This is a genomic window from Pseudoalteromonas luteoviolacea S2607 (assembly GCF_001625575.1).
In the GTDB taxonomy this organism is placed as follows: domain Bacteria; phylum Pseudomonadota; class Gammaproteobacteria; order Enterobacterales; family Alteromonadaceae; genus Pseudoalteromonas; species Pseudoalteromonas luteoviolacea_E.
In genome coordinates this window covers 132675-156598 of record NZ_AUXV01000034.1, presented here as the reverse complement: position 1 = coordinate 156598, position 23924 = coordinate 132675, and the positions used below count along the sequence as shown (strand labels likewise).

The following is a 23924-nucleotide window of genomic DNA, read 5'->3' as shown; positions in this document are numbered from 1 at the left end:
CAAAGGCTATTATTGTTTATTTATTAAACTTTATATTTTCATTTTTGACATGGAGGGTCAAGTGTAAAATATTAATAAAGTTTCGAGTCCAATATTTTGCCTGATCTAAAAGAAATAAGCGAGCGCTTGTCTCGCTTATCTGTACAAAATTTATTTGATCATAAACTCAATTGCGGCAGCAATTTCCTCATCACTACAGTCCATGCAGGTGCCTTTTGGTGGCATCGCATTAAAGCCATTGATTGCGTGATCAAGTAACACATCAGAACCTTTTGTCAGTCTTGCAGCCCAATCATCAGCCGTTTTCGGTGCACCCAGCGCCCCGGTACCGTGACATGCAAAACAAGAAGCTTGATATACTTGCTCGCCAGAACGTGGTCCTGTAGGTGCGGCAGCTGCTGTATCTTCTGCGCCAGCTAAATACACAGAACCAATAGGTTCTAAGCGCTTTTTAATGGCTTCTTCGGTTAGAGAATTATCATACGGCTGTGCGACGGCGGCCGTGGATAGCATTAAGAGTGCTGCTGACAGTTTCTTCATTTACCTTGCTCACTTCAAATTTAATGTCTTCGATCACGAAGCACGACGGATGACGGTTCCAAATTGAGTATAACGTCACCAACTAATTAATCAAAAATGTAACCTTGATCTTAAGCGTATAAAAAACAACTTTTATTGCGTTAGGGCAAAGATTTGGCATTTTGTGCTTAAAACCAAGTAATTTTTAATCGAAATTAGTTTATAAATTTGGCTAAGCGGGCAATTGCTTTTTCGATACCAGCAGACGCCTCGCTAATATTTGTCGCGAGCATGTATGCTGGTGTGCTGATCACTAGCTGTTGTTCATCTACAACAATGTCAGTTACTTCACAGTTCACATGCTCAGCGCCAATCGCAGTTACAGCGGCGGCTGTATCTGGATCTGTCCCTATCGTTGCCAATGTACCTTGTTGGTGAATATGGCCAATAAGTGCTGGTGCAATACAGAGGTATACGATTGGTTTTTGTTGCTGATTAAATTGCTGACACGTATCTTTAAGGGTTTCGATTACCTGCGACTCAGCACCTTTGAACGCAAAGTCCGATAGGTTTTTAGCGACGCCAAACCCACCCGGGATGACTAAAGCCGAGAAGTCTTCAGGGTTTAACTGAGTTAAATCTTTGATATCACCGCGAGCAATTCTTGCAGCTTCAGTAAGCACATTGCGAGTTTCATTTTGCTCTTCACCAGTCAGGTGATTGATAACGTGATGTTGCTCTATATTTGGTGCAAAACACTTGTACGTGATGCCATGGCGTTCTAAATGCAACATCGTCAGTACAGATTCGTGAATTTCAGCGCCATCAAAAACGCCACAACCACTAAAAATGATCGCAACTTGTTTCATGTTTTGTCTCCTGAGGCTTGTTATGCCTGCTATATTCAAAGTAATAATGTTGAGTGTGAAAAAAAATATAAAGGATCTGCTTTGATCTTTGATCGTTTGTGTTAGTATACGCCTCCGCCTGAAAAAATCAGGTTGTTTTCTCACCACTATAATTGTGAGAAAAATACATTAGGAACGACATTTCCACAAATGTCTAATTAAAAATAAAAAATATCTATCTTTAGTTTTTTATTGTTTTTCAATAACTTGCTGTAAAATTTTAGGGGCTTAGCATATTTGGCTCACGGCATCCTTATGTTTATCTACAGAGTTATCCACAGTTTTTCCTCGATAAGTAACGTTGCACTCCTCTCGTTTTATGCTAAGCCTTGTGGCATTCTTAGCGAGTTTTTAAATATTTATAATTAGGATCCCAAATATTATGCCTCAGATCCCAGAAAACCCCTTAATTTTGGTGGACGGTTCTTCCTACTTGTTTCGTGCATACCATGCGCCACCGCATTTAACTAATTCTCAAGGAGAGGCGACAGGCGCAATATATGGCGTTATTAACATGCTAAAAAGCTTGTTAAAGCAATTTGATCCTAGTCACATGGTCGTTGTCTTTGACGCGAAAGGGCCGACATTTAGAAATGATATGTATTCTGAATATAAGGCGAACAGACCCCCAATGCCTGATGATTTAAGGACTCAAATTGAGCCTATACACAATATCATCAAGGCGATGGGACTTCCTTTGGTGAGCATTAGTGGCGTTGAAGCTGATGATGTTATTGGTACTTTTTCTCGTATTGCCGCCCAGCAGCAACGACATGTTTTGATTAGTACTGGCGATAAAGACATGGCACAGCTGGTCAACGAGCATGTCACACTGATTAATACAATGACAGACACCGTACTTGACCCCGCTGGTGTAGTTGAAAAGTTTGGGGTTGGACCTGAGCTAATCATTGATTTCTTAGCTCTGATGGGTGACAAAGTCGACAATATCCCCGGCGTACCTGGCGTTGGGGAAAAAACGGCACTGGCAATGTTGCAAGGTCTAGGCTCGATAGAATCGCTATATGAAAACTTAGACCAAATTGCGCCGCTTGGGTTTAGAGGCTCAAAGGGGATGGCGAAAAAGCTAGAAGAGCATAAAGAACAGTTAACGCTTTCTTATGAGCTGGCGACGATCAAGCTTGATTGTGAAGTCGAACAAGATTTAGAAACCTTTAAGATCCAACCGATGGATAAAGATCGCTTGGTTGAACTTTATGGCCAGTGTGAGTTTAAACGTTGGTTGGCTGAGCTACTAGATGGCAAGGCTTCAAGTGCTGACAAGCAAAATGCAGTAGAAGTGAGTGCACCGGCTGCGGTGGAAGGTAACTACGAAACTATCCTAACAGAATCACAATTAATGGCTTGGGTTGAAAAGCTAAAAACGGCAGAAGTCGTTGCCTTTGATACTGAAACTACGAGCCTTGATTATATGCAGGCTGATTTAGTGGGGATGAGTTTCGCTGTTGAGGCGGGAGAGGCTGCATATTTACCGTTGACGCATGACTATTTAGGTGCACCTGAGCAGTTAGATAAAGAGTTGGTGTTTTCACACATGAAACCGATTCTTGAGGATGACACCATTAAGAAAGTAGGTCAAAACCTCAAGTATGATAAGAGTGTTTTGGCGCGCGCTGGCATTACATTGAACGGCATTGCTTTTGATACCATGTTAGAGTCTTATGTATTTAACAGTGTGGGTACTCGCCATGATATGGATTCATTGGCACTGAAATACCTTGGACACAAAGCGATTAGCTTCGAAGACATTGCGGGCAAAGGCAAAAAGCAACTAACTTTTAACCAAATTGAGTTAGACAAAGCTGCACCTTATGCCGCAGAAGATGCTGATATCACATTACGACTTCATCTGCATTTATGGCCATTACTTGAAAAAGAGCCCTCATTGCTGAATGTGTTCAATGAAATTGAGTTGCCATTGGTCAACGTGTTATCAGACATTGAGCGAACAGGTGTCAGAATAGATGGTGGGATGCTCGCAGAGCAGAGCCTTGAGATTGAAAAGCGCTTGGCCGAACTTGAGCAAGAAGCTTTTGACCTAGCAGGAGAAGAGTTTAATCTGAGTTCTACTAAGCAACTCCAAGCTATCTTGTTTGAAAAGCTCGAATTACCGATTTTGAAAAAAACACCAAAAGGAGCGCCGTCTACAGCGGAAGAGGTGCTACAAGAGCTGGCGCATGATTATCCGCTTCCTAAGCTGATCATTGAGCACCGAGGTTTAGCAAAGCTAAAGTCGACGTATACAGATAAATTACCTAAATTGGTAAATGAAGAAACACAGCGTGTTCATACTTCTTATCATCAAGCCGTGACTGCAACTGGGCGTTTGAGCTCGAGCGATCCTAATTTACAGAATATTCCAATTCGTAATGAAGCCGGGCGTCGTATCCGCCAAGCTTTTTTAGCAGATACAGATCATGTGATCTTAGCTGCGGATTACAGCCAAATCGAATTACGTATCATGGCGCATCTTTCTCAAGACAAAGGATTGCTGAGTGCCTTTGCTGAAGGCAAAGATGTACACAGTGCGACTGCATCAGAAGTATTTTCCGTGCCGCTGGATGATGTGACCTCAGATATGCGTCGTAAAGCAAAAGCGGTCAACTTTGGGTTAATTTATGGCATGAGTGCATTTGGCCTGTCACGTCAGCTAGACATCCCTAGAAATGAAGCCCAGCACTATATGGATAAATACTTTGAGCGTTTTCCTGGTGTCTTAGAGTATATGGAAAGCACACGAGAGAAGGCCGCTGAGCAAGGGTATGTAGAAACTCTATTCGGGCGTCGTCTATATTTACCAGATATTAAAGCGCGTAATGGCGCTCGTCGTAAAGCTGCTGAGCGTGCTGCAATCAATGCTCCGATGCAAGGGACCGCTGCTGATATAATCAAAAAAGCAATGATCAAAGTGCATCAATGGCTAGTACAGCAAAGTACGGATGATGTGAAATTGCTCATGCAAGTACACGATGAATTGGTGTTTGAAGTTAAAGCTGATAAAGCAGAGGCCTTCCGTGAGCATATTTGCGCGCTGATGAGTGAAGCGGCTGAGCTGGATGTGCCGCTACTGGTTGAAGCTGATTACGGCGAAAACTGGGAACAAGCGCACTAACCGTGTATTTCCGCAACCTGAAAAGTAAGGGGAACTGGCTTTTCAGGTTTCCCCCTGAGCCTCGTCTGTTGGCCCGATTTACCTTGCATTCTGTAAATCTACGGTAAAAACATTAATCTTTTTGTGTACAAAATATCAAATTGGCGCATTATTTGCTTTGCGCTGTTTATTTCTAGATGGCTATTTGGTACAGTTCGCGCCGTCCTCATCCTGTAGGACATCCTGTTGATGATGTATCTCTCGTAAGAGGATACTGTGTATTGATAGCTTCTCCCCAGATTGCTATAACGGCTCGTAAAAGGTTTATACGAGCCGATTTTTCTCTTCCAGCGTATCTCATTCTTTGATTATTCTGTTTTTGCGGTTTGATTATGTCACTTTGATTAACTCATGTTTATACCTAGCTCATCGGCTGACTTTAGCGCTGCTTTTTTGATAAAATGCCAGAAATATTTAAAAAGGAATACGTCATGCTTAAGCCCCTACTATTAGGTACTTTATGTTTCACGTCACAGCTTGTTTCCGCTTGGCAGTTAGATAATGATTTGAGTGATTTAAGCTTTACTTCCGTGAAGCTAAATAGCATCGCAGAGAATCATCACTTTGAAAAACTCTCGGGTGAGATTTCAAAATCTGGTCAATTGCGTCTAGAACTAGACTTAACGAGCATTGAGTCACTGATTCCAATTCGTAATGAGCGCATGAAGAAGATGCTGTTCAATGTTGAAAAATACGGTACGGCGACTGTAACAGCAGATTTGAAACCATGGCTGGGTCAGCTAAGCGAAGGTGTACAAGTAGTTAAAGCGTTGCCAGTCACGCTAAACCTGCACGGTAAAAGTGTTGTACTTAATTTAGACTTGGTTGTTAATAAGGCGAGTAAGGTATTGCAGGTGACAACACAGCGTGCGGTATTGATTAATAGCCGTGATTTTGGTTTGCAAGATGGTATTGAATCACTGCGAAAAATAGCTGGGTTAGACAGTATTTCTCAGAGTGTACCTGTTACTTTTAATTTAGTGTTCAATGACTGATAAATTATCCCTGTTACTGCAGGAGTACCTCTCGCATCATGCGCCAACGGAACATTGGCAGGCGGGTGAGTGTGGTGTGGGAGATTTCCGTATTGATTGCAATGGGCGCTGGTTTCATCAAGGTGATGAAATCAAGCGCTTGCCGCTGGCACGCTTGTTTGCCAGCGTTCTGAGCTATGATGGCAAACGGTATCTCCTCAAAACGCCAGGTGAAACATGCACGGTCTCTGTCGAAGCGACACCTTTGGTGATTGTTGCGTGGCACATATGTCCAGATGCAATGCAATACGGGTTTGAAAAAGTGATTATTTGTGAAGACAATTTGGGTCGATATTGGCCAGTTTGTGGGCAGTTTCCACTTTATATGGCAATGTATAAAGGCCAGAGCATACCCCATCTAAAGCTAAATTATGGTTTATGTGCACGTATTGAGCGTAATGTATTTTACCAGTGGGTGGAGCTGGCAGAGTACAGCGACGTTGAAGAAGCAATGTTACTACACTCTGCAGGTGAGGTTTTTATCCTGAATTAACCTTCTTCAGGTTCGGCTTCTTCTTTTACATAAGGGCCTAAAAACCAATCATCTAACTGCCACGCAAGCTCTTTTAGTCCAAGCCCTTTAAGCGAAGAAAACGCGTGCACCGTGATGTCACCGTCAAGCTCAGATAAAGCTTTACGCACTTGTAAAACTTCTGCTTTACGCTTGCCTTGTTTTAATTTGTCGGCTTTTGTAAGTAGCGCCAAGACTGGAATGTCACTCCCTACTGCCCAATTGATTAAATCCATATCGAGATCTTTCAATGGGTGGCGGATGTCCATTAAAACAACAATGCCCTTTAAACTTTGACGTTTTTGTAAATACTCACCCAGAGACTTTTGCCACTTTTTCTTCATCTCAATTGGTACTTTAGCAAAGCCGTAACCTGGTAAGTCGATAAGTCTTTTATCGTCATCCAATGCGAAAGTATTGATCAATTGAGTACGACCAGGTGTTTTACTGGTTCGTGCAAGTTTTTGATCTGTAAGTGCATTTAAAGCACTCGATTTGCCAGCGTTAGAGCGTCCAGCAAAAGCCACCTCTATGCCACTGTCTGCGGGAAGGCGGGAAATATCAGGTGCGCTGGTCACGAAAGTGGCGCGGTTATATGGCATACGAGATTTTAACACTCTTACTCCTAAGCGGATTGTATGATTCCGAAATCTGATTCTTTGATTTTATCGTATTTTATTACATCTGGCCCGCTTTGCAAAAGCAAAGAAAGTCTACAAATTTTAGCGGCGCCAAAAGAATTTCTGGACTAAGTTTAATCTATGTCAAAGCCATATAAATTATAGGTTTAATCTGAGTAGAAAATATATCGCAGAATTTTTTATCGTGTACTATGTAAAAATTGCAGCGTAAAGCGTGGGTATATTGAGCGTCACTTAAGCAATTAAGTCAATATGCATATGATTAGTCTCTACCCAGTATTGCGAAAATTAGCGTATTTCGTTTGGGTTGAGAGTTACAGGGTCGAAACAGAGAATTTACCATGAAAAAAATAGCATTATCTTTAACTATGCTGCTAGGTACGTTGTCAATTAACAACGTTGCAGCATTCGATGGCGACGCAGAGGCTGGAAAGGCAAAAGCGGCAACTTGTGCTGCATGTCATGGACCAAATGGCAACGCCCCTGTGACTATGTACCCCAAAATAGCGGGGCAGCATGCAGACTATATTTATAAGCAACTAAAAGAATTTAAACTTGGGATGACCTCAGGTGGTAAAGAAGGCCGCATGGATCCTGTGATGAGTGGTATGGCAATGCCGCTTTCAGATCAAGATATGAAAGACTTATCTGCGTACTTTGCAGCTATGCCAATGAGTTCGGGGACAACACCTGAAGATGTGATTGCTGCCGGTCAGAAGCTATATCGTGCAGGTGATGCTGAGCGCGGAATACCCTCATGTATGGCATGTCACGGGCCTCGTGGTAATGGGACGTCTTTGGCTAAATTTCCGAAGATATCATTCCAGCACCCTGAATATATCAAGGCTCAACTCGAAAAGTTTCGTGATGGTGCGCGTGAGAATGATGCAAATGGTATGATGAGAGATATTGCCACCAAATTAACGGACAAAGACATTGAAATATTGTCAAAGTATTTAGGTGGATTACACTAAAGTTGTATGTAACTTTAATCGACCTAGAGTAAACTCAAAGTATATAAAAAGGCAGCTTAATAGTTGCCTTTTTTTGATCTGTTGCTTGTGAGATATGTCTCAAAGTCTTTGTAAGAGTATAGCTAAATAAAAATGTAAGCATTAACGCAAAATGAATTTTATTAAATTTATAAGTTTATGTATTTATTTGTATTTTGTTTTTTTCTCTGTTGCAGAGGTAATAATTTTGTTATTGATTAGTTGTAACTGTTTAAAATCAGCGTAGATTAATCCGTGTCGTCAAGACAATACAAAAACAGGGACAATTCGGTAGGAAGCTGAGGCGACAGGATTTAGGTATTCATTTGGATACCACATAAATGGATGAATAATAAAGTGTTAGGAAGACCGAAAATAAAAAAAGCAATGGAAGTTTGATAACAATAACAATATGGAAAGACCCACGGAAGTAAAATAAAAACAAAACGGAAGATAAATAAGAAAAATAATAAAAGACTAAAAAGTCGAAGGGAGAAGTGTCCGAATTGTGACGCTCAGATTAGCAGGCGGTAGAGAGTAATCTCTGCCGTCTTTTTATTTGTACACTTTTTAATTGCTGGTACAATACCCCCTTTTCAGTACGTTTGGTTCATCATCTTTGCAAAATCCTCAAACACTTCAGTGTGGCCTCTGTGGCGGAGAGCAACTCGAGCATTACCATCAAGATAAATTTCGTGACTACTGGCAGTGTCAGCGTTGCAAGTTGGTAAGTGTGGCGAAGTGGCATAGACTTTCACCCCAAGCAGAAAAAGCCATTTACGATAGTCATGACAATGATCTCAATGACCAAGGTTACAGGCGTTTTTTATCGCGTGTATTTGAGCCTGTGACTACGCGTTTAGATGGAACCAAGCGTGGTTTAGACTTTGGCTGTGGGCCGGGACCTTTACTCGCAAAAATGTTTTCTGAAGTAGGGCATAAGATGGCGATCTATGATCTATATTATGCCAATGATACGTCAGTGCTTGATTGCGAGTATGATTTCATCACGTGTACAGAAGTGATTGAACATTTGGCGCAGCCGGGCGAGATATTAACTCGATTAATGGCAATGTTAAAGCCGGGGTCGCCATTGGCGATGATGACGAAGCTGGTAATAGATAAAGCGCGTTTTGCGTCTTGGCATTATAAAAATGATCAAACACATATTTCATTTTTTAGTCGCGAAACATTTGAATATATAGCAGAGCAATTCAACACCGACATTGAGTTTATTGGCAATGATGTGATCATTCTCACTAAACGTTGATTCGGCATAGGTAAGTGGTAGAGAAACATGACGAGAAAGAAGAAATCACGCAAGCTTGGTGAAAATGGTTCACCTCGATTGAGCAAAGAGAAGTTAAGAGAATTGCGCGCAATGAAAGAGCAGCGCGTGAAAAAGAAAAAGGGCAATAAAGCTGGTACTCGTAATGCGCAAGAAGCTAAAGTGGAGCTTTCGACAAATTCGGGGACAACAACAGACCCTCGTGCTGGCAGTAAGAAAAAAATAGCTCTGACCCCAGAGCAAAATCTGCAGCCCAAGGCACCACAAATGAATCGTCATTTGAAACCTCAGGCAAGTTTAACGAAAGCGCATGAGCCGGAGTTAACATTGGAAGAAGAACTTCAGCAATTAGAAAACGATGAGCGTTTAATGAAGTTGCTTGAATTACATGAGCGTGGCGAGTTATTGACTGGTAAGGACGCGAAATTCTTCAATCGCGCCATTGCCCGCCATCAGGAGCTATGTGAATTGCTAGGTATTGACGATGAGTTCGAAGAAGAAGACATGATTGATGCTGATCCATTGGCTGACTTTGTCAGTAATGACTTAGCAGACGAGTGGTTAAGTGATGACGAGGACGATAAATGAGTACATTGTGGATCATTGCGCTGTTGGTTGGCGCGTTGATAGTTGCAGGTCTCGCTTTTTATGCTGGTAAGTTGTTATGGCAACTTAAAGTGCAAAAAGAAACCATTGCAAAGCTGCAGGCTGAGCAAACTGAAAAGTTAGAAAAGTCGAGGCAAGAGCGTAATGGCAAACTAGCTGATAGCATTAATTTAATTGCTAAGGCGATGAAGCAAAAGCAGTGTGAATATTCAGAGGGATGTTTACGAGTTTGGGTGCTTATTTCTCAGTATAGCTTTGATGAAGAAGTGTCTCTTGAAACGGCTTATCCAGGTGTCTACGAGATGTATGATGAAGTCAAAGAGATGCCTACGCATGATGCGCGTAAAAAGTATTCAAAGAAAGAAATTTTCAAAATGGATACAAAGCGTTGGCGTGCTGAAGAGCGTTTGGAGTCGCAGATATTAAAAGACTGTGACAAGCTTTTAAGTGAATTTAAAGCGTTACCGGGCAGCGAAAACGTTGTTTTCCAATAGAAAAGACATCAATTAGGGTCATCTTAATGATGACCCTATCGTTTTTTACTATTGTGTCTTACATGTGTAAGGGCCACTCGAGAAGTCTTTAAATATGACAGGCGCGGCACCCGCTGCGATGTGAATGGTTTTATCTACATTGAGTGACGGTGTGGCTGTTAGTTTTTTGATGCTTTTCTTCTTCATTGTGAGTTTCATATTTTTCCTTAACATTTATCAATAGTGCGGTAATCATCTTTACCTATATTCGGTTCGCTGACGACTAATCGTCTGTAAGAATATATTTCCAACGTCAAGTGCACTGACAAGTCGTATACTTTTTGGCGCTGATGTTAGTTCAAGGGATAAGTGTGGTAGTATGCCGCCTCTAGCTATGTTCAACATATTACTCGGTCGGCGAGTTTCGGATGTGAAGGTTTTTGGTTTTGTGCTGTGGTAGTAAGTATGGCAAGTCGTAATAGTTTTGAGGTAAAGATTGAATGTTATTAATGATCGATAATTACGATTCTTTCACGTTTAACCTCGTCCAATATTTTCAAAAGTTAGACATAGAGGTCTTGGTAAAGCGCAATGATGAACTTACCATCGCGCAAATCAAGCAACTCAACCCTGAACATATAGTCATCTCTCCAGGCCCTTGTACGCCAAACGAGGCGGGTATTTCTTTGCAAGTAGTGGAACAATTGCAAGGCGACTTTCCAATACTGGGGGTTTGTCTTGGGCATCAAACCATTGCGCAAGTTTTAGGGGCGCGAGTGGGGCGTGCTAAGCAAGTTATGCATGGCAAAGTTTCAAAACTGCATCATAATAATAAGGGCGTATTTAATGGGCTGCCCAGCAGCTTTAACGTGTGCAGATATCATTCTTTAGCAGTAGATATTACGACGCTCCCCCCTGAATTAGCGCTTACAGCTTGGACTGAGAGTACATCTGGGGAGCTAGATGAAGTGATGGGTTTATGTCATACTGAGCGCGCGCTAGAAGGGGTACAATTCCATCCAGAGGCCATCTTAACGGAGTATGGGTTAAGACTACTTGATAACTTTATTGCTCGCTTCTAACCTTTAAAGAGCAATTTCTAATATACCAAAAAAGATTATAATTGATGACACAAGACATTAGGCAGTCACATATTGCACAGGCAATTGCACAACGTGCGCATGACGTTCTAATTAGCCACAACTTTGCACAGCAGCAAATTGGTTATATTCATACATTTGATATGAACTTTGGCGAGTCAGTTCCGCAGAGAACGATGCTAGAAGTAGAATTAGCAGCCGCAGCCAAACGACAAGAAAAAAGTACAAGTCATCATAAGTATATTGCTAAGGCCAGCAATCACTTACATCAAGTGATTGAATCAGGCATTGAAATGCAATTAAGCGATTTGGATTCTATCTACTCTGAGGTCGTCGGTATTCAGGACGCTGTACCAACGATTTTGGATATTCTTGGTGTAAAATCGGCCTCAGTGAGCCGGTTGGAGCCGCTTGTAAATGATCTATCTTGGTTAGGCCGCGACTTAGTGTCACTGGTTAACTTGCCCCAATACCGCAAAGTAAATAGCAAGGGCACTTCGGTGAAAGTGGATACACCAGCACTGGCATTGCGTTACCTTGGGCTTGAAAACTTGCAAATGGTCATTCCTACTTTTGCTGTGCGTCACTGGATGCCGCACTCAACTGAGCCATTTCCACTACTAAAAAGAAAGTTGCGTGATATCAGCATGGCAACCGCCATTGCTGCTAAAGCGATTGCGCCTTTATATGATGTTAAAGAGCAACATGCATTCACGCTGGGGATGTTAGCTGATCTTGGCAAGATTGCACTAACGCGTCTCTATTTAAGAACTTTTGATCGTGTATGGCAGGGAAAAATTAAAATAGCCCGAGATAAAAACCAAAAAGATCTACATACCGCTTTGTTAGAGTTAGGGCCTGATCCGTTATTTTTACGAAACCTACTTTTAGAGCATGCGCCCACCGTTTCTCAGCGCTTGATTGAGCAAATGGCATTTAAGTATCTACCGTTCAATGCTGCTGTAACAGAGGTTGCGCAAAGTTATCTGCCAAATATGAATAAAAATCTAGAAGAATTATTGCCCTTAACTCAGGTGATAAAAAAAGCATATGGCTACGCTCAATATCAATTGTTAAAAGACAGCCACCTAATAGAAGACGAAGAGGCAAAGTACTGGTTCGCTCACCTTGAATTGACAAAACAAGAGCAAGATTTATTGTCAAAAACCTCTCTACAGAGCCTGCAACTCACAATTTTGTAAAAAAACTGGAAATTTTTTCTCGCTTATTCATTCATTCGCCCCACCGCCAGAGATCGACTAAAATCCTTATATGGTGGGGGCGTATCCAAACCAATCGCTGATAGTTATTCACTGTTCTTGAAAAATTATACTAACGCCTTGAATATTAAGGCCTGCAGGAATGCTTTCTATGAGACATTAAGGTAATTTTTTGGAATAATGTGCGTATGAAATTTGCACCGATTTGGGTAAATTCGGATCTTTTACATGACGGTTGAAGGTAATTGTTGTTAAAGCCGAGCGCTCAATTTTCAGTGCTGAACTCGCTAAAATGAGGATTTAAAATGACTATTAATCGTGAATTATTCGATCAAGTAATGGTACCTAACTATTCACCTTCTGCTGTTATTCCTGTTAAAGGTGAAGGCTCTCGAGTTTGGGACCAAGAAGGTCGCGAATACATCGATTTTGCTGGTGGTATCGCTGTAAACTGTTTGGGTCATTGTCACCCAGCACTCGTATCTGCTTTAAAAGAACAAGGCGAAAAAATCTGGCACTTATCCAATGTCATGACCAATGAACCAGCACTAAGACTAGCGAAGAAGCTTACTGATGCAACGTTTGCTGATAAAGTTTACTTTGCTAACTCAGGTGCAGAAGCGAATGAAGCAGCATTGAAGCTAGCACGTCGTTGGGCTCTTGATAAATTCGGTGCAGAAAAGTCTCAGATCATTGCATTCAATAAAGGCTTCCACGGTCGTACATTCTTCACCGTAACTGTTGGTGGTCAAGCGGCTTACTCTGACGGTTTTGGTCCAAAACCAGGCGACATCGTTCATTGTGATTACAATGACCTTGCTGCTTTTGAAGCGCTAATCTCTGATAACACGTGTGCAGTTATGATGGAGCCACTTCAAGGTGAAGGTGGTATCGTTTCTCCTGAAGCTGATTTTGTTAAAGGTGTACGCGAATTGTGTGACAAGCACAACGCGTTACTTATCTTTGATGAAGTACAAACGGGTGTTGGTCGTACTGGTGAGCTTTATGCTTATCAAGGTCTTGATGTCACACCAGACATCTTAACAACGGCAAAAGCGCTTGGCGGCGGTTTCCCAATCGGCGGTATGATCACAACAGCTGAAATTGCTCAGCATTTAAAGATTGGTACTCACGGTTCTACATACGGTGGTAACCCGCTAGCGTGTGCGGTTGCAGAAGCAGCATTCGACACAGTGAATACGCCAGAAGTTCTTTCAGGTGTGAAAGAGAAAGAAGCACTATTCCGTGAACTATTAACTGCAATTAATGACAAGTACGACGTATTCACTGAAATCCGTGGTAAAGGTCTCCTTCTTGGTGGTGTGGTAACTGAGAAGTACGCTGGTAAAGCAAAAGAATTCTTAGTTGAAGGTGTTAAAGAAGGTGTGATGTCACTGGTTGCTGGTGCAAACGTGGTTCGTTTTACACCATCTTTGGTGATTCCTGAAGCGGATATCCGTGAAGGTCTAGCACGCTTTGAAAAAGCAGTTGCGCGCGTTGTTGAAAACAACGCTTAAGTTATCACACTAATTTAAGTGTTATAACCAATGCGGTGCGCTTTATGTGCACCGCCTGTCTAAAGGTTTATTGAGGAGTAAGCGGGCTCATGATGATCCTTCGCCCAATCCAAAAAAGCGATTATCCAGCGCTTTTGAACATTGCCCAAGAGTCGGGGCATGGTTTTACTTCATTGCCTCTAAATGAAGAGTTGTTACAAAACAAGATTGAACGTTCTATGACGTCTTTTGGCAAAGAAACGGATGTCCCATTCGATGAAGGGTATTTGTTTGTGCTAGAGGATACAGAGACGGGAGAAGTTGTTGGGACCAGCGCAATTGAAGCTGCTGTAGGACTTGATGACGCGTTTTATCACTATCATTTAAGTAAAGTTATCCATTCGTCTCGCACTCTGAATGTTTACAAAGCAGTGGATATTCTTACGCTATGTAACGATTACACTGGTGCAACAGAACTTTGTACTCTGTTCTTAAAAGATAAGTATCGCAAAGGCTTAAATGGCAAGTTATTGTCAAAGTCTCGTTTTATGTTTATTAACCAACATAGAACGCGTTTTGCTGAAACTGTGATTGCAGAAATGCGTGGTGTATCAGACGAGAATGGTAGCAGCCCATTTTGGCAGTGGCTAGAAGAGCACTTTTTCTCAATGGACTTTCCAACGGCCGATTACCTAACAGGCATTGGTCAAAAGGTATTTATTGCTGAACTTATGCCTAAATACCCAATTTACGTCAATTTATTGAGTGAAGAAGCGCAAGCTGTTGTTGGCGAAGTACACGATAATACACGTCCTGCTATAGAACTACTGAAAAGCGAAGGCTTTACATTCAATGGTTACGTCGATATTTTCGATGCTGGTCCGACTGTTGAAGCTAAAGTGGACAATATCCGTACAATTCGCGCGACAGAGTTTTTTAAAGTACGTATTGATGCGGCAGCGAAGTCGCAAACTGGTGGTTCCCCAGTACTTATTGCAAATGATAAACTAGCAGGTTATCGTGCGACGGCAATTGAGCTAGAGATGCCTCAAGGCGATGAAATCGCTATTTCGGCAGAACTTGCAAGTGCGCTTCTGGTAACTGATGGCGACACCGTTAGTATCGCAACTCTTTAATTGGGAAAGAATTATGACAACACATGCAGCACAATTTATCAATGGTAAATGGTTAGCTGGTGAAGGTGCAGAATTTGCGTCTGTGAACCCAGCAAATAATGAACAAATCTGGTCGGCAAATGCTGCGACCGCAGAACAAGTAGACAGTGCAGTAAAATCTGCACGTGAAGCGTACTATCTGTGGAGTGACCTAACTTTTGAAGCGCGCTTAGACATCGTCAAGCGCTTTGCAGAAGTATTAAAAGAGCATAGCGAAGAGCTTGCAATTGCAATTGCAAAAGAAACGGGTAAGCCACTTTGGGAAACTCGTACTGAAGCAGGTGCAATGGTGGGTAAAATTGCTATCTCTGAAAAAGCATACCACGAACGTACCGGTGTAGTAGAAAATGCGATGCCTGTAGGCCGTGCTGTGATCCGCCATAAAGCACATGGTGTAGTTGCAGTATTTGGTCCTTACAATTTCCCAGGTCACCTGCCAAATGGTCACATTGTTCCAGCACTGCTTGCTGGTAACACTGTTGTATTTAAGCCTTCAGAAATGACGCCATATGTTGCAGAGTTAACTTTACAACTATGGGAAAAAGCGGGCTTACCAGCAGGCGTGATCAACCTAGTTCAAGGTGAAGTCGAGACTGGTAAAGCACTCGCTTCACACAAAGGTATTGACGGCTTATTCTTCACAGGATCTTCTCGTACAGGTCACTTCCTACATGAGCAGTTTGCGGGTCAGCCTGGTAAAATCTTGGCATTAGAGATGGGTGGTAACAATCCACTGATCGTGAAAGACGTTACAGACACAAAAGCGGTTGTGCATGACATTATCCAGTCAGCATTTATCTCAAGTGGTCAGCGTTGTACTTGTGCTCGTAAGTTATTTTTACCGCAAGGTGAGCAGGGTGATGCCATCCTTGCGCAATTATTGCGTGCGACTAAAGCTATCAAGATTGGTAACTTTGATGATGAAGACCAACCATTTATGGGTTCGATGATCTCAGAAGCTGCGGCGGCGGGTATGGTTGCTGCACAGCAACAGCTTGTTGAGTTAGGCGGCGAGAGTCTGTTAGAACTGACGCATACTCAAGGTACTGGCTTTGTAACGCCGGGGATTATTGAATGTACTAACGTAACCGATTTCCCAGATGATGAGCATTTTGGTCCACTATTAAAAGTGTTCCGTTATACAGACTTTGATGCAGCAATTGAACTTGCAAACGACACGAGTTTTGGTCTGTCAGCTGGTCTATTGAGTGACAATGAAGCGGATTACGATCACTTCCTACGTCGCATCCGTGCAGGTATTGTTAACTGGAACCGTCCAATCACAGGTGCTTCAAGTGCTGCACCATTCGGTGGTATTGGTGCATCAGGTAACCATCGCGCGAGTGCTTACTACGCGGCGGATTACTGTGCATACCCAGTGGCATCTGTTGAACTTGAAAAAGTTACATTACCAGGAAGCTTGAGTCCGGGCCTATCATTAGATTAAAATTACCTCCAATAGGTAATTTATAATAACGCGTGACGCAATATTATTTTGCACTGAATTTATCTCACGCTTTATTCTTAAAAAAGCAGCATTCGCTGCTTTTTTATTTTTCTGGGGCGCTGAAAAGTAGCAATCAGATCAAGTTTCTGCTTAAATCAATAGGAGATGTCGTTGGTAAACTCAGGTGGGCAATATATGGTTTTAGATAAACAAGGATATGATGAGTTAGTCATGTATCTGACACAAAATTTAGCCTTGTTTGAAAAGCCGGGTGTAGTAAAGCCTAATGCACCTAAGGTTGTTGAATTAATTGAAGATGTCATTGCTGAACATGTGATCCGTTTGTGTGAGCAGCATACAGGGTTGTCGACTGAGCAGCGTAGCTTGATTGTTAGAGAAGTCGATGGCATTGTGTATGACCTACAGGAAGTGTTATCTAGCGTTGTTGATCAACGCGTAACTGAAGAACAACAAGAGTTTATCGAAGAGTTTGCTGGTTTAGTCAAAAACTTATTTGATTCAGCTATTCAGTGAGTTGAGAAAAAGATTTTAAGAAGCTAACACCGCCCAATGGCGGTGTTATTCGTTTTGAGAAGGTAATATATGCAAGCAAGTGTAAAGTGGGTTGAAGGTGATACGTTTTTAGGACGTTCTAACTCGGGTCATAACGTGGTATTTGATGCCGGTAGTGACAGTGCAGCGCCCAGTCCTATGGAAATGGTATTAATGTCCGCCGGTGCTTGTGCGTCTGTGGATGTAGTGAGTATTTTGAAAAAGGCCAAACAAATCGTGCATGATGTAGAAGTAAAGCTTTCTGCTGAGCGTGCAGAGTCAGCGCCTAGAGTATTTACCAAAATCAATCTACACTTTGTAGTTACGGGTGATAACGTGTCTGAAAAGCACCTTGCTCGAGCTGTTAATTTGTCTGCGGAAAAGTATTGCTCAGTGGCCTTAATGCTTGAAAAAGCAGTGGAAATTACACATACCCATGAGGTTGTACAAAGCGAAGAAAAATAACGCTTTTTCGGCGGCTATTTTTCGTATAAAATCCGCGAACTTTTAGTTCTGCAGCGCAGATTTTCTTGTTTTAAGGTGGGTCTATCGTGAACAAGCCCTTTAATAAAATTAAACTCCATGGCTTTAACAACTTAACAAAGAGTTTAAGCTTTAGTATCTACGATATTTGCTACGCTAAAACTGAGCAACAGCGAAAAGAGTACATTGAATATATTGATGAGCAGTACAGTGCAGATCGTCTAACTGATATTTTAAAAGAAGTTGTCGATATCATCGGTGCAAATGTCTTGAACATCGCTCGCCAGGATTATGATCCGCAAGGTGCCAGTGTAACGATTTTGGTTTCCGAAGAACCTGTTGAAGGCACCGTGCCACACAGCCAAGAAACACCAGGCCCATTACCTGATTCAGTGGTTGCGCACTTAGATAAAAGCCATATTTGTGTGCATACATACCCTGAAGCGCACCCGCATGATGGTATCTGTACTTTCCGTGCAGACATTGAAGTATCAACGTGTGGTATCATTTCACCACTCAAAGCGCTGAACTTTTTAATTCACTCTCTAGAGTCTGATGTGGTGACAATAGATTATCGTGTGCGTGGATTTACACGTGATGTGAATGGCGTAAAACACTATATTGATCATCCAATTCACTCTATCCAAAACTTTATGACGGACGACACTAAAGACGCCTATCAAATGGTAGATGTGAATGTTTATCAGGAAAACTTGTTTCACACGAAGATGATGCTGAAGGAAACCGATTTAAATACGTATCTATTCGGTATTACGACGGATGAACTCACTGACGAAGAAGAAGAAGAAATCCGTAATAAGCTAAATCGTGAAATCCAAGAAGTGTTTTACGGCAGAAATTTGCCAGATCCGGAATAAGCTTTTTGGTAGAAGTAAAACGGCGCTCTAGGCGCCGTTTTTAATTAAAGTGTATAGTTAAACGTTAAGCCGTATACTCTAGGCTCTGCATATTGCACATAGGTATCGGTTGCCCAGCCATTTCTTGGATCATTGCCAAATTGGAAGCCACGTACAGGCACATCTGTGTCTGCTAAGTTTCTGCCCCATGCTGTTAGACTCCAGCTATCGCTGAAGTATGAAACACTGGCATTGATGAGATTCTGATTTGGTGCTTGAGCGTGATGACTATCAGAGAAAAAATAGTCATCTTTGCCTTCGAATCCTAATTGCGCACTGATGTTGTCAGTGACGTCATAGACAAATGTAAATGCATATTGGTATTTAGGCGATTGTGCTTGTTCACGACCATCGAAATCATCACCATTGACGGTAACAAAGTCCTCAATCTTAGTATCTAGGTACCCTAAACTGTATTGCAATGAGAGTGCATTGAGTATTTGGCTGGTACCCTCTATTTCAAGGCCATAATTTCTTCCTTTACCCGCATTACTAATAAAGCCAGCAAATTGCACGCCTTCTAATTGCCATTGCTTTAATTGCATGTCTTCTCTGTGCATATAAAATGCAGTGAGGTGTAAAGTATGACGCTTATCTCTCGATTGGCCTTTGACACCAAACTCAAGGTTCCAAAGGTACTCAGGGTCGAATGTGAAGCCTGATTGCGGAATGGTGATACCATCATCTTTGGCTTTTGCCAGTGCTTCGCCGTTGACACCACCCACTTTGTAACCACGATTTAAGCTTGTGTAAATCATCGTCTGGGGCACTACTTGGTATTCAAGCGCGATCTTACCTCCCACCATAGTGTCATCAGTGTCTAGGTCAAATGCATTACTATCTAAGTAGTCACTCGAATAGGACTCAATACGTATACCAGTGATTAATTTAACGTCTTCTTTTACCTGAGTGACTTTATGTGCAAATAGCGCATGGTTTTGTGTTTCAAAGTTGGATTTGAACTGAGCAGGCAGGTCGCCATGCTTACCTCTTTGGCGGTCTAGGATGACATCGTGTCTGCGGCTAAAAGCGCCAATGACCCAAGACTTATCTTTACTTTTAACTCTTACTTCAGCTGAGCCCCTTTCATGGTCTCGTACGTAGGCATCAAAGTATTGCCCATAATAAGCGATATGATCTGGGTGTAGACCTGCCTCACATAGCACTGGTTGGGCAGTATCGGCACAGACCCAGTCTTCGTCATAGCTGTACTCGGTATCTGCCTGCAGGCCACTTGCGAGTATTTCAATATCGACAGACGACATACCTGTGTAGTCTGCTGTCAGGGAGAATGCGTCACTTTCTTGAGTGTCTTTACCCGGTTGGCTGGCAACACTTTGGCGGGTATTGTCTAAGGTAAAACCATCGTAGCCATTGTCAATATCGATATGGTGATATACAAAGCCAAGATTTAAGTCATCGTTGGCGGCATAGCTAAGTTTAAACCTTGCAACACTTTCATCTAAGTCCTGAGTATCCTCATTTAAATAGACGTTATCGACAAAACCATCAGATTGCTTTTGATAAATACTCGCGCGCGCAGCAATAGCATCTGTTAACCCAGCTCCAACGGCAACTCCTGCTTCATGCGTTCCGTAATTGGCCGCACCCAGCTTGAGGTTAACACTGGGCGATTGAGTTGGTGAATTTGAGTGAATGTCTATGATCCCACCCATAGCGTCTGCACCAAATTTAGTGCCCTGAGGGCCGCGGTAAATGGCCACGTGGTCCGCATCAAATAACAATGCACTTCCGCCCAAGCCAGAATAGTTAATATTGTCTATTAAAACACCCACGCTCGGTGTTATCGGATCGACAAATTGGGAGCGCAATCCGACTCCGCGGATCTGCACGAAACGGCCGCGTGACGCGCCAGCTGTAAAGTTAACATTGGCTGCGCTGTTTAAGATTTCATCTAAATAGCTGGCACCACGAGTTTGGATTTCTGATTCATCGAAAACGGATGCGCTGGCACTTAATGTAAGTATTGACTCTTGTTGAAAGTCTCCCGTCACTTGAATCGTTTCGATGTCTTGGTTTGAAGGTGTTTGTTCAGCAATCGCTGTATTTGAAAGTGCTACTAATAAACTGGTAGCGAGCAATGAGAGTTTTAGCTTCATTTGTTATTTATAGTCCCGTGTTAGTTGCGCTCTAGTTTAGCAAAAGCCCGACCACATAACTGAATATTTATGATATAAACTTTCGCATTCTAATCAGAGGACGAACTATGACGTTTAAAGTTGACTTTAAAGTAAGAGATTATGAGTGCGATCTACAGGGGATCGTTAACAATAGTGTGTACTTTAATTATTTAGAACATGCACGACATGAATTTTTAGCTTATAAAGGCATTGATTTTGCCGCTTTGGCTGAACAAAAAATCAATCTGGTAGTGATCCGTTCAGAAATGAACTACAAAGATTCATTGAAACCGGCTGACGAGTTTTATGTTGAAGTTGAAGCGCAAAAAGTCAGTAAGTTAAAATTTGCTTTCCATCAAAAGGTAATAAGAAAGCATGATCAAAAATTAATGTTAGATGCAATTGTGACTGGGACGTCGGTCAATGAACGAGGTCGTCCGTTCCTACCTCAGGAAATTGAACTGCTATTTTCTTAATTTTTGTACAAAAAGGTAATTTATTACACATTTTTACTGCCTATTCTGTGCGACCAAGCGTTATAATTAAATTTAATTTTTAAACGTTTGGTTTACCAATGAAAAAGACCTTTTTATTTTGTCTAATGAGCTTGGTGCTTATTGGCTGTAAAAGTACAGGGACGGTAAACGCTCATTCGCTCAAATATTCTAGTTGGCAGTTAAAAGCGCCAGCTGAAGTAGCAGCGCAGGACGCCATTACAATAGAGTTTTTAGATGCATTCAGAGTAAATGGATACGCTGGATGTAATCGCTTTTTTGGTCAAGGTGAGATCAGAAATGGGCAACTATTCGTGTCGAATATTGGCATGACGCGCAAACTCTGTGAGCCGGAGGCGAATGCAAAGGAGCAGGCATTTTTGAATATGCTACAAATCGGAGCCCCGATAGAGCAGACAGCAGATGAATTAGTATTGCGAGGTGATGCAAACTGGCATTTCGGACCAGTTGAAAGGCGCTTTGACTAATTCGCTGACATTCAGTAGACTTTGTCTCAATTCGTTACTTGTCGGAGTGCCCTTTTGGGCTGAGATCGCTGTATTGCGGGATCCGTGGACCTGATCAGGTTAATGCCTGCGTAGGGAACAAGCTGCTTAGTGTGCATCACCAAATGAGTACCTAAGCTGCAATTTATTAGCGTCGTGCTAATAAGTTATCCACCAACATCTGCACTTAATATCGTTATTGGTTTGATCAATGGCGAGAACGTGTATGAACCCAATCTCTTCCTTTTCGGAATTCTGACAAGACACCTTAACTAAAAATGAGGCACGTCATGTCAAATAACAGTAGCAAGTTGTCACGTCGCGAGTCACGCGAAGCGGCTTCGGAATTTATTTATAACCTAAAGGGCCAACCATTCCCTAATTCTAAAAAGATTTATGTAGATGGTGAGCAAGAAGGTGTTCGTGTAGGAATGAGAGAGATCTCATTGAGCGACTCTTTCGTGGGTGGCACAGAAGAAGAGCCTGTTTTTGAAAAGAACGAGCCGGTCAGAGTCTATGATACGTCAGGCCCTTATACTGATCCTGAATTCACGTTAAATGTGCGTGAAGGCTTACCAAAGTACAGAGAGAACTGGATTGTTGACCGTGATGACACAGAGTTATTAAACTCGGTAACGTCTCAATTCTCTCAACAGCGTATGGCTGATGAAGGCTTAGACCACATTCGTTTTGAGAACTTACCCAAGATTCGCCGCGCGAAACCAGGCAAAAATGTCACGCAAATGCACTATGCTCGCCATGGCATCGTAACGCCTGAAATGGAGTTTGTTGCGATCCGCGAAAATATGGGACGTGCAAAGATCCGTGAAGAGTTGTTAGCACAACAACATGAAGGCCAATCTTTTGGGGCTGAAATCCCTGATTTTATTACGCCTGAGTTTGTCCGCTCCGAAGTTGCTCGTGGTCGAGCAATTATTCCTAATAACATCAATCACCCAGAATCTGAGCCTATGATTGTTGGCCGTAACTTTTTAGTTAAGGTCAATGCTAATATCGGCAATTCATCGGTCACATCTTCTATTGAGGAAGAGGTTGAAAAACTTGTATGGTCTACTCGTTGGGGTGCGGATACCGTAATGGATTTATCTACGGGTCGCTATATCCATGAAACTCGAGAGTGGGTTGTACGTAACTCTCCAGTACCAATCGGTACAGTACCAATTTATCAGGCACTTGAAAAAGTAAATGGTGTTGCAGAAGACCTAACTTGGGAAATCTTCCGCGATACACTTATTGAACAGGCAGAACAAGGTGTGGACTACTTTACAATCCACGCGGGTGTACTGTTGAGGTATGTGCCAATGACTGCAAAGCGCGTTACGGGCATTGTATCTCGTGGTGGGTCGATTATGGCGAAGTGGTGTCTTGCGCATCATAAAGAAAACTTCCTTTATACACACTTTGAAGATATCTGTGAGATCATGAAGCAATATGATGTTTGTTTCTCATTAGGTGATGGTCTACGCCCAGGTTCAATTGCAGACGCGAATGATGACGCGCAATTATCAGAGCTGCGTACCTTGGGTGAGTTGACTAAGATTGCATGGGAACATGATGTTCAGGTCTTTATTGAAGGCCCAGGTCACGTGCCAATGCATATGATCAAAGAAAATATGGACGAGCAGCTTAAGCATTGTCATGAAGCACCTTTTTATACACTGGGTCCATTAACAACTGATATTGCACCTGGCTATGATCACTTTACATCGGGCATTGGTGCTGCGCAAATCGCTTGGTATGGAACAGCCATGCTATGTTATGTGACACCGAAAGAACACTTAGGTCTACCGAACAAGGAAGACGTTAAAGAAGGTCTAATTACTTACAAAATTGCAGCCCATGCAGCTGACCTTGCAAAGGGTCATCGCGGCGCGCAGATCCGAGACAATGCCTTGTCTAAGGCGCGTTTTGAATTCCGCTGGCATGATCAGTTCAACTTGAGCCTAGATCCAGAAAGGGCGCTTTCATACCATGATGAGACGCTACCACAAGAGTCAGGTAAAGTGGCTCACTTCTGCTCTATGTGTGGTCCTAAGTTCTGCTCAATGAAAATCACTCAAGACGTTAGGGACTATGCTAAAGAGCTTGAAGCACGTGGTATTGATCCGAATAACGTGGGCGATGCTATCGAGATCAAAATGATCGATGTTGAAGCTGAAATGAAAGCCAAGTCAGAAGAGTTTAAAAGTAGCGGCTCAGAGATTTATCACAAAGCTATTTAATCCAGC

General features: G+C 42.3%; 23 protein-coding genes and 1 riboswitch. Of the genes, 18 read left to right on the top strand and 5 right to left on the bottom strand.

What is annotated here, in order from left to right; genetic code table 11:
- Positions 1-150: 150 nt before the first annotated feature.
- Together N480_RS15735 and elbB are read right to left on the bottom strand one after the other, a co-directional pair.
- Positions 151-540 carry a c-type cytochrome gene (locus N480_RS15735; protein WP_063373419.1) on the bottom strand — a complete coding sequence of 130 codons (390 nt, stop codon included), beginning with the start codon at positions 538-540 and terminating at the stop codon, positions 151-153.
- Between the two features lie 194 nt (positions 541-734).
- On the bottom strand, positions 735-1388 hold the full coding sequence (gene elbB, locus N480_RS15730; RefSeq protein ID WP_063373418.1) for an isoprenoid biosynthesis glyoxalase ElbB: 654 nt from the start codon (positions 1386-1388) through the stop codon (positions 735-737).
- Positions 1389-1809: 421 nt separating this feature from the next.
- Between elbB and polA the strand changes: the two genes are divergently transcribed.
- From polA to N480_RS15715, 3 genes are all read left to right on the top strand, one after another.
- Positions 1810-4560, top strand: coding sequence for a DNA polymerase I (gene polA / locus N480_RS15725; RefSeq protein WP_063373417.1), 2751 nt, complete (start codon positions 1810-1812; stop codon positions 4558-4560).
- A gap of 470 nt (positions 4561-5030) precedes the next feature.
- Positions 5031-5594: a YceI family protein gene (locus N480_RS15720; protein WP_063373416.1), complete on the top strand. Its 564-nt coding sequence runs from the start codon at positions 5031-5033 to the stop codon at positions 5592-5594.
- Positions 5587-6126, top strand: a complete 540-nt coding sequence (locus N480_RS15715; RefSeq protein ID WP_063373415.1) for a DUF1285 domain-containing protein — start codon at positions 5587-5589, stop codon at positions 6124-6126. The genes N480_RS15720 and N480_RS15715 overlap by 8 nt, the downstream gene beginning before the upstream one ends.
- Here the strand turns inward: N480_RS15715 and yihA are convergent.
- Positions 6123-6761, bottom strand: coding sequence for a ribosome biogenesis GTP-binding protein YihA/YsxC (gene yihA / locus N480_RS15710; protein WP_063373414.1), 639 nt, complete (start codon positions 6759-6761; stop codon positions 6123-6125). The genes N480_RS15715 and yihA overlap by 4 nt on opposite strands.
- 365 nt (positions 6762-7126) lie before the next feature.
- Between yihA and N480_RS15705 the strand changes: the two genes are divergently transcribed.
- The 4 genes from N480_RS15705 to N480_RS15690 all read left to right on the top strand — a co-directional run bounded on the left by N480_RS15705 (position 7127) and on the right by N480_RS15690 (position 10165).
- Positions 7127-7759, top strand: coding sequence for a c-type cytochrome (locus N480_RS15705; RefSeq protein WP_063373413.1), 633 nt, complete (start codon positions 7127-7129; stop codon positions 7757-7759).
- 637 nt (positions 7760-8396) lie between these two features.
- Positions 8397-9047 carry a class I SAM-dependent methyltransferase gene (locus tag N480_RS15700; protein WP_063373412.1) on the top strand — a complete coding sequence of 217 codons (651 nt, stop codon included), beginning with the start codon at positions 8397-8399 and terminating at the stop codon, positions 9045-9047.
- Positions 9048-9074: 27 nt separating this feature from the next.
- Positions 9075-9653, top strand: coding sequence for a Der GTPase-activating protein YihI (yihI, locus tag N480_RS15695; RefSeq protein ID WP_063373411.1), 579 nt, complete (start codon positions 9075-9077; stop codon positions 9651-9653).
- The gene (locus N480_RS15690; RefSeq protein ID WP_063373410.1) at positions 9650-10165 is read left to right on the top strand and encodes a DUF2489 domain-containing protein; all 516 of its coding nucleotides are present in this window, start codon (positions 9650-9652) and stop codon (positions 10163-10165) included. Before yihI ends, N480_RS15690 begins: the two co-directional genes overlap by 4 nt.
- A gap of 48 nt (positions 10166-10213) precedes the next feature.
- Here N480_RS15690 and N480_RS25395 read toward each other — a convergent pair whose 3' ends face one another.
- On the bottom strand, positions 10214-10363 hold the full coding sequence (locus N480_RS25395; protein WP_155732867.1) for a hypothetical protein: 150 nt from the start codon (positions 10361-10363) through the stop codon (positions 10214-10216).
- 281 nt (positions 10364-10644) lie between these two features.
- Between N480_RS25395 and N480_RS15685 the strand changes: the two genes are divergently transcribed.
- The 8 genes from N480_RS15685 to speD all read left to right on the top strand — a co-directional run bounded on the left by N480_RS15685 (position 10645) and on the right by speD (position 18495).
- Positions 10645-11226, top strand: coding sequence for an anthranilate synthase component II (locus tag N480_RS15685; protein WP_063373409.1), 582 nt, complete (start codon positions 10645-10647; stop codon positions 11224-11226).
- A gap of 44 nt (positions 11227-11270) precedes the next feature.
- Positions 11271-12446: an HDOD domain-containing protein gene (locus N480_RS15680; protein WP_063373408.1), complete on the top strand. Its 1176-nt coding sequence runs from the start codon at positions 11271-11273 to the stop codon at positions 12444-12446.
- Between the two features lie 323 nt (positions 12447-12769).
- Positions 12770-13981 carry an aspartate aminotransferase family protein gene (locus N480_RS15675; protein WP_063373407.1) on the top strand — a complete coding sequence of 404 codons (1212 nt, stop codon included), beginning with the start codon at positions 12770-12772 and terminating at the stop codon, positions 13979-13981.
- Positions 13982-14070: 89 nt separating this feature from the next.
- Positions 14071-15096 carry an arginine N-succinyltransferase gene (gene astA / locus N480_RS15670; RefSeq protein ID WP_063373406.1) on the top strand — a complete coding sequence of 342 codons (1026 nt, stop codon included), beginning with the start codon at positions 14071-14073 and terminating at the stop codon, positions 15094-15096.
- A gap of 13 nt (positions 15097-15109) precedes the next feature.
- Positions 15110-16582, top strand: a complete 1473-nt coding sequence (gene astD / locus N480_RS15665) for a succinylglutamate-semialdehyde dehydrogenase (RefSeq protein WP_063373405.1) — start codon at positions 15110-15112, stop codon at positions 16580-16582.
- 195 nt (positions 16583-16777) lie between these two features.
- The gene (locus N480_RS15660; protein ID WP_172642397.1) at positions 16778-17116 is read left to right on the top strand and encodes a DUF3802 family protein; all 339 of its coding nucleotides are present in this window, start codon (positions 16778-16780) and stop codon (positions 17114-17116) included.
- 69 nt (positions 17117-17185) lie between these two features.
- Positions 17186-17599, top strand: coding sequence for an OsmC family protein (locus N480_RS15655; RefSeq protein ID WP_063373404.1), 414 nt, complete (start codon positions 17186-17188; stop codon positions 17597-17599).
- An 86-nt stretch (positions 17600-17685) separates the two neighbouring features.
- Positions 17686-18495 (top strand): adenosylmethionine decarboxylase, encoded by an 810-nt coding sequence (speD, locus tag N480_RS15650; protein WP_063356831.1) that lies wholly within the window; start codon positions 17686-17688, stop codon positions 18493-18495.
- Positions 18496-18539: 44 nt separating this feature from the next.
- Here speD and N480_RS15645 read toward each other — a convergent pair whose 3' ends face one another.
- Positions 18540-20654, bottom strand: a complete 2115-nt coding sequence (locus N480_RS15645) for a TonB-dependent receptor (RefSeq protein WP_063373403.1) — start codon at positions 20652-20654, stop codon at positions 18540-18542.
- Positions 20655-20761: 107 nt separating this feature from the next.
- Here N480_RS15645 and N480_RS15640 point away from each other — a divergent pair, with 107 nt between their 5' ends.
- The 3 genes from N480_RS15640 (at position 20762) to thiC (ending at position 23918) form a co-directional block, all read left to right on the top strand.
- Positions 20762-21151: an acyl-CoA thioesterase gene (locus tag N480_RS15640; protein ID WP_063373402.1), complete on the top strand. Its 390-nt coding sequence runs from the start codon at positions 20762-20764 to the stop codon at positions 21149-21151.
- Between the two features lie 98 nt (positions 21152-21249).
- Positions 21250-21657 carry an META domain-containing protein gene (locus N480_RS15635; protein WP_063373401.1) on the top strand — a complete coding sequence of 136 codons (408 nt, stop codon included), beginning with the start codon at positions 21250-21252 and terminating at the stop codon, positions 21655-21657.
- Between the two features lie 32 nt (positions 21658-21689).
- A riboswitch (TPP riboswitch) is annotated at positions 21690-21791 on the top strand.
- A 174-nt stretch (positions 21792-21965) separates the two neighbouring features.
- Positions 21966-23918, top strand: a complete 1953-nt coding sequence (gene thiC, locus N480_RS15630; protein WP_063373400.1) for a phosphomethylpyrimidine synthase ThiC — start codon at positions 21966-21968, stop codon at positions 23916-23918.
- Positions 23919-23924: the final 6 nt, after the last annotated feature.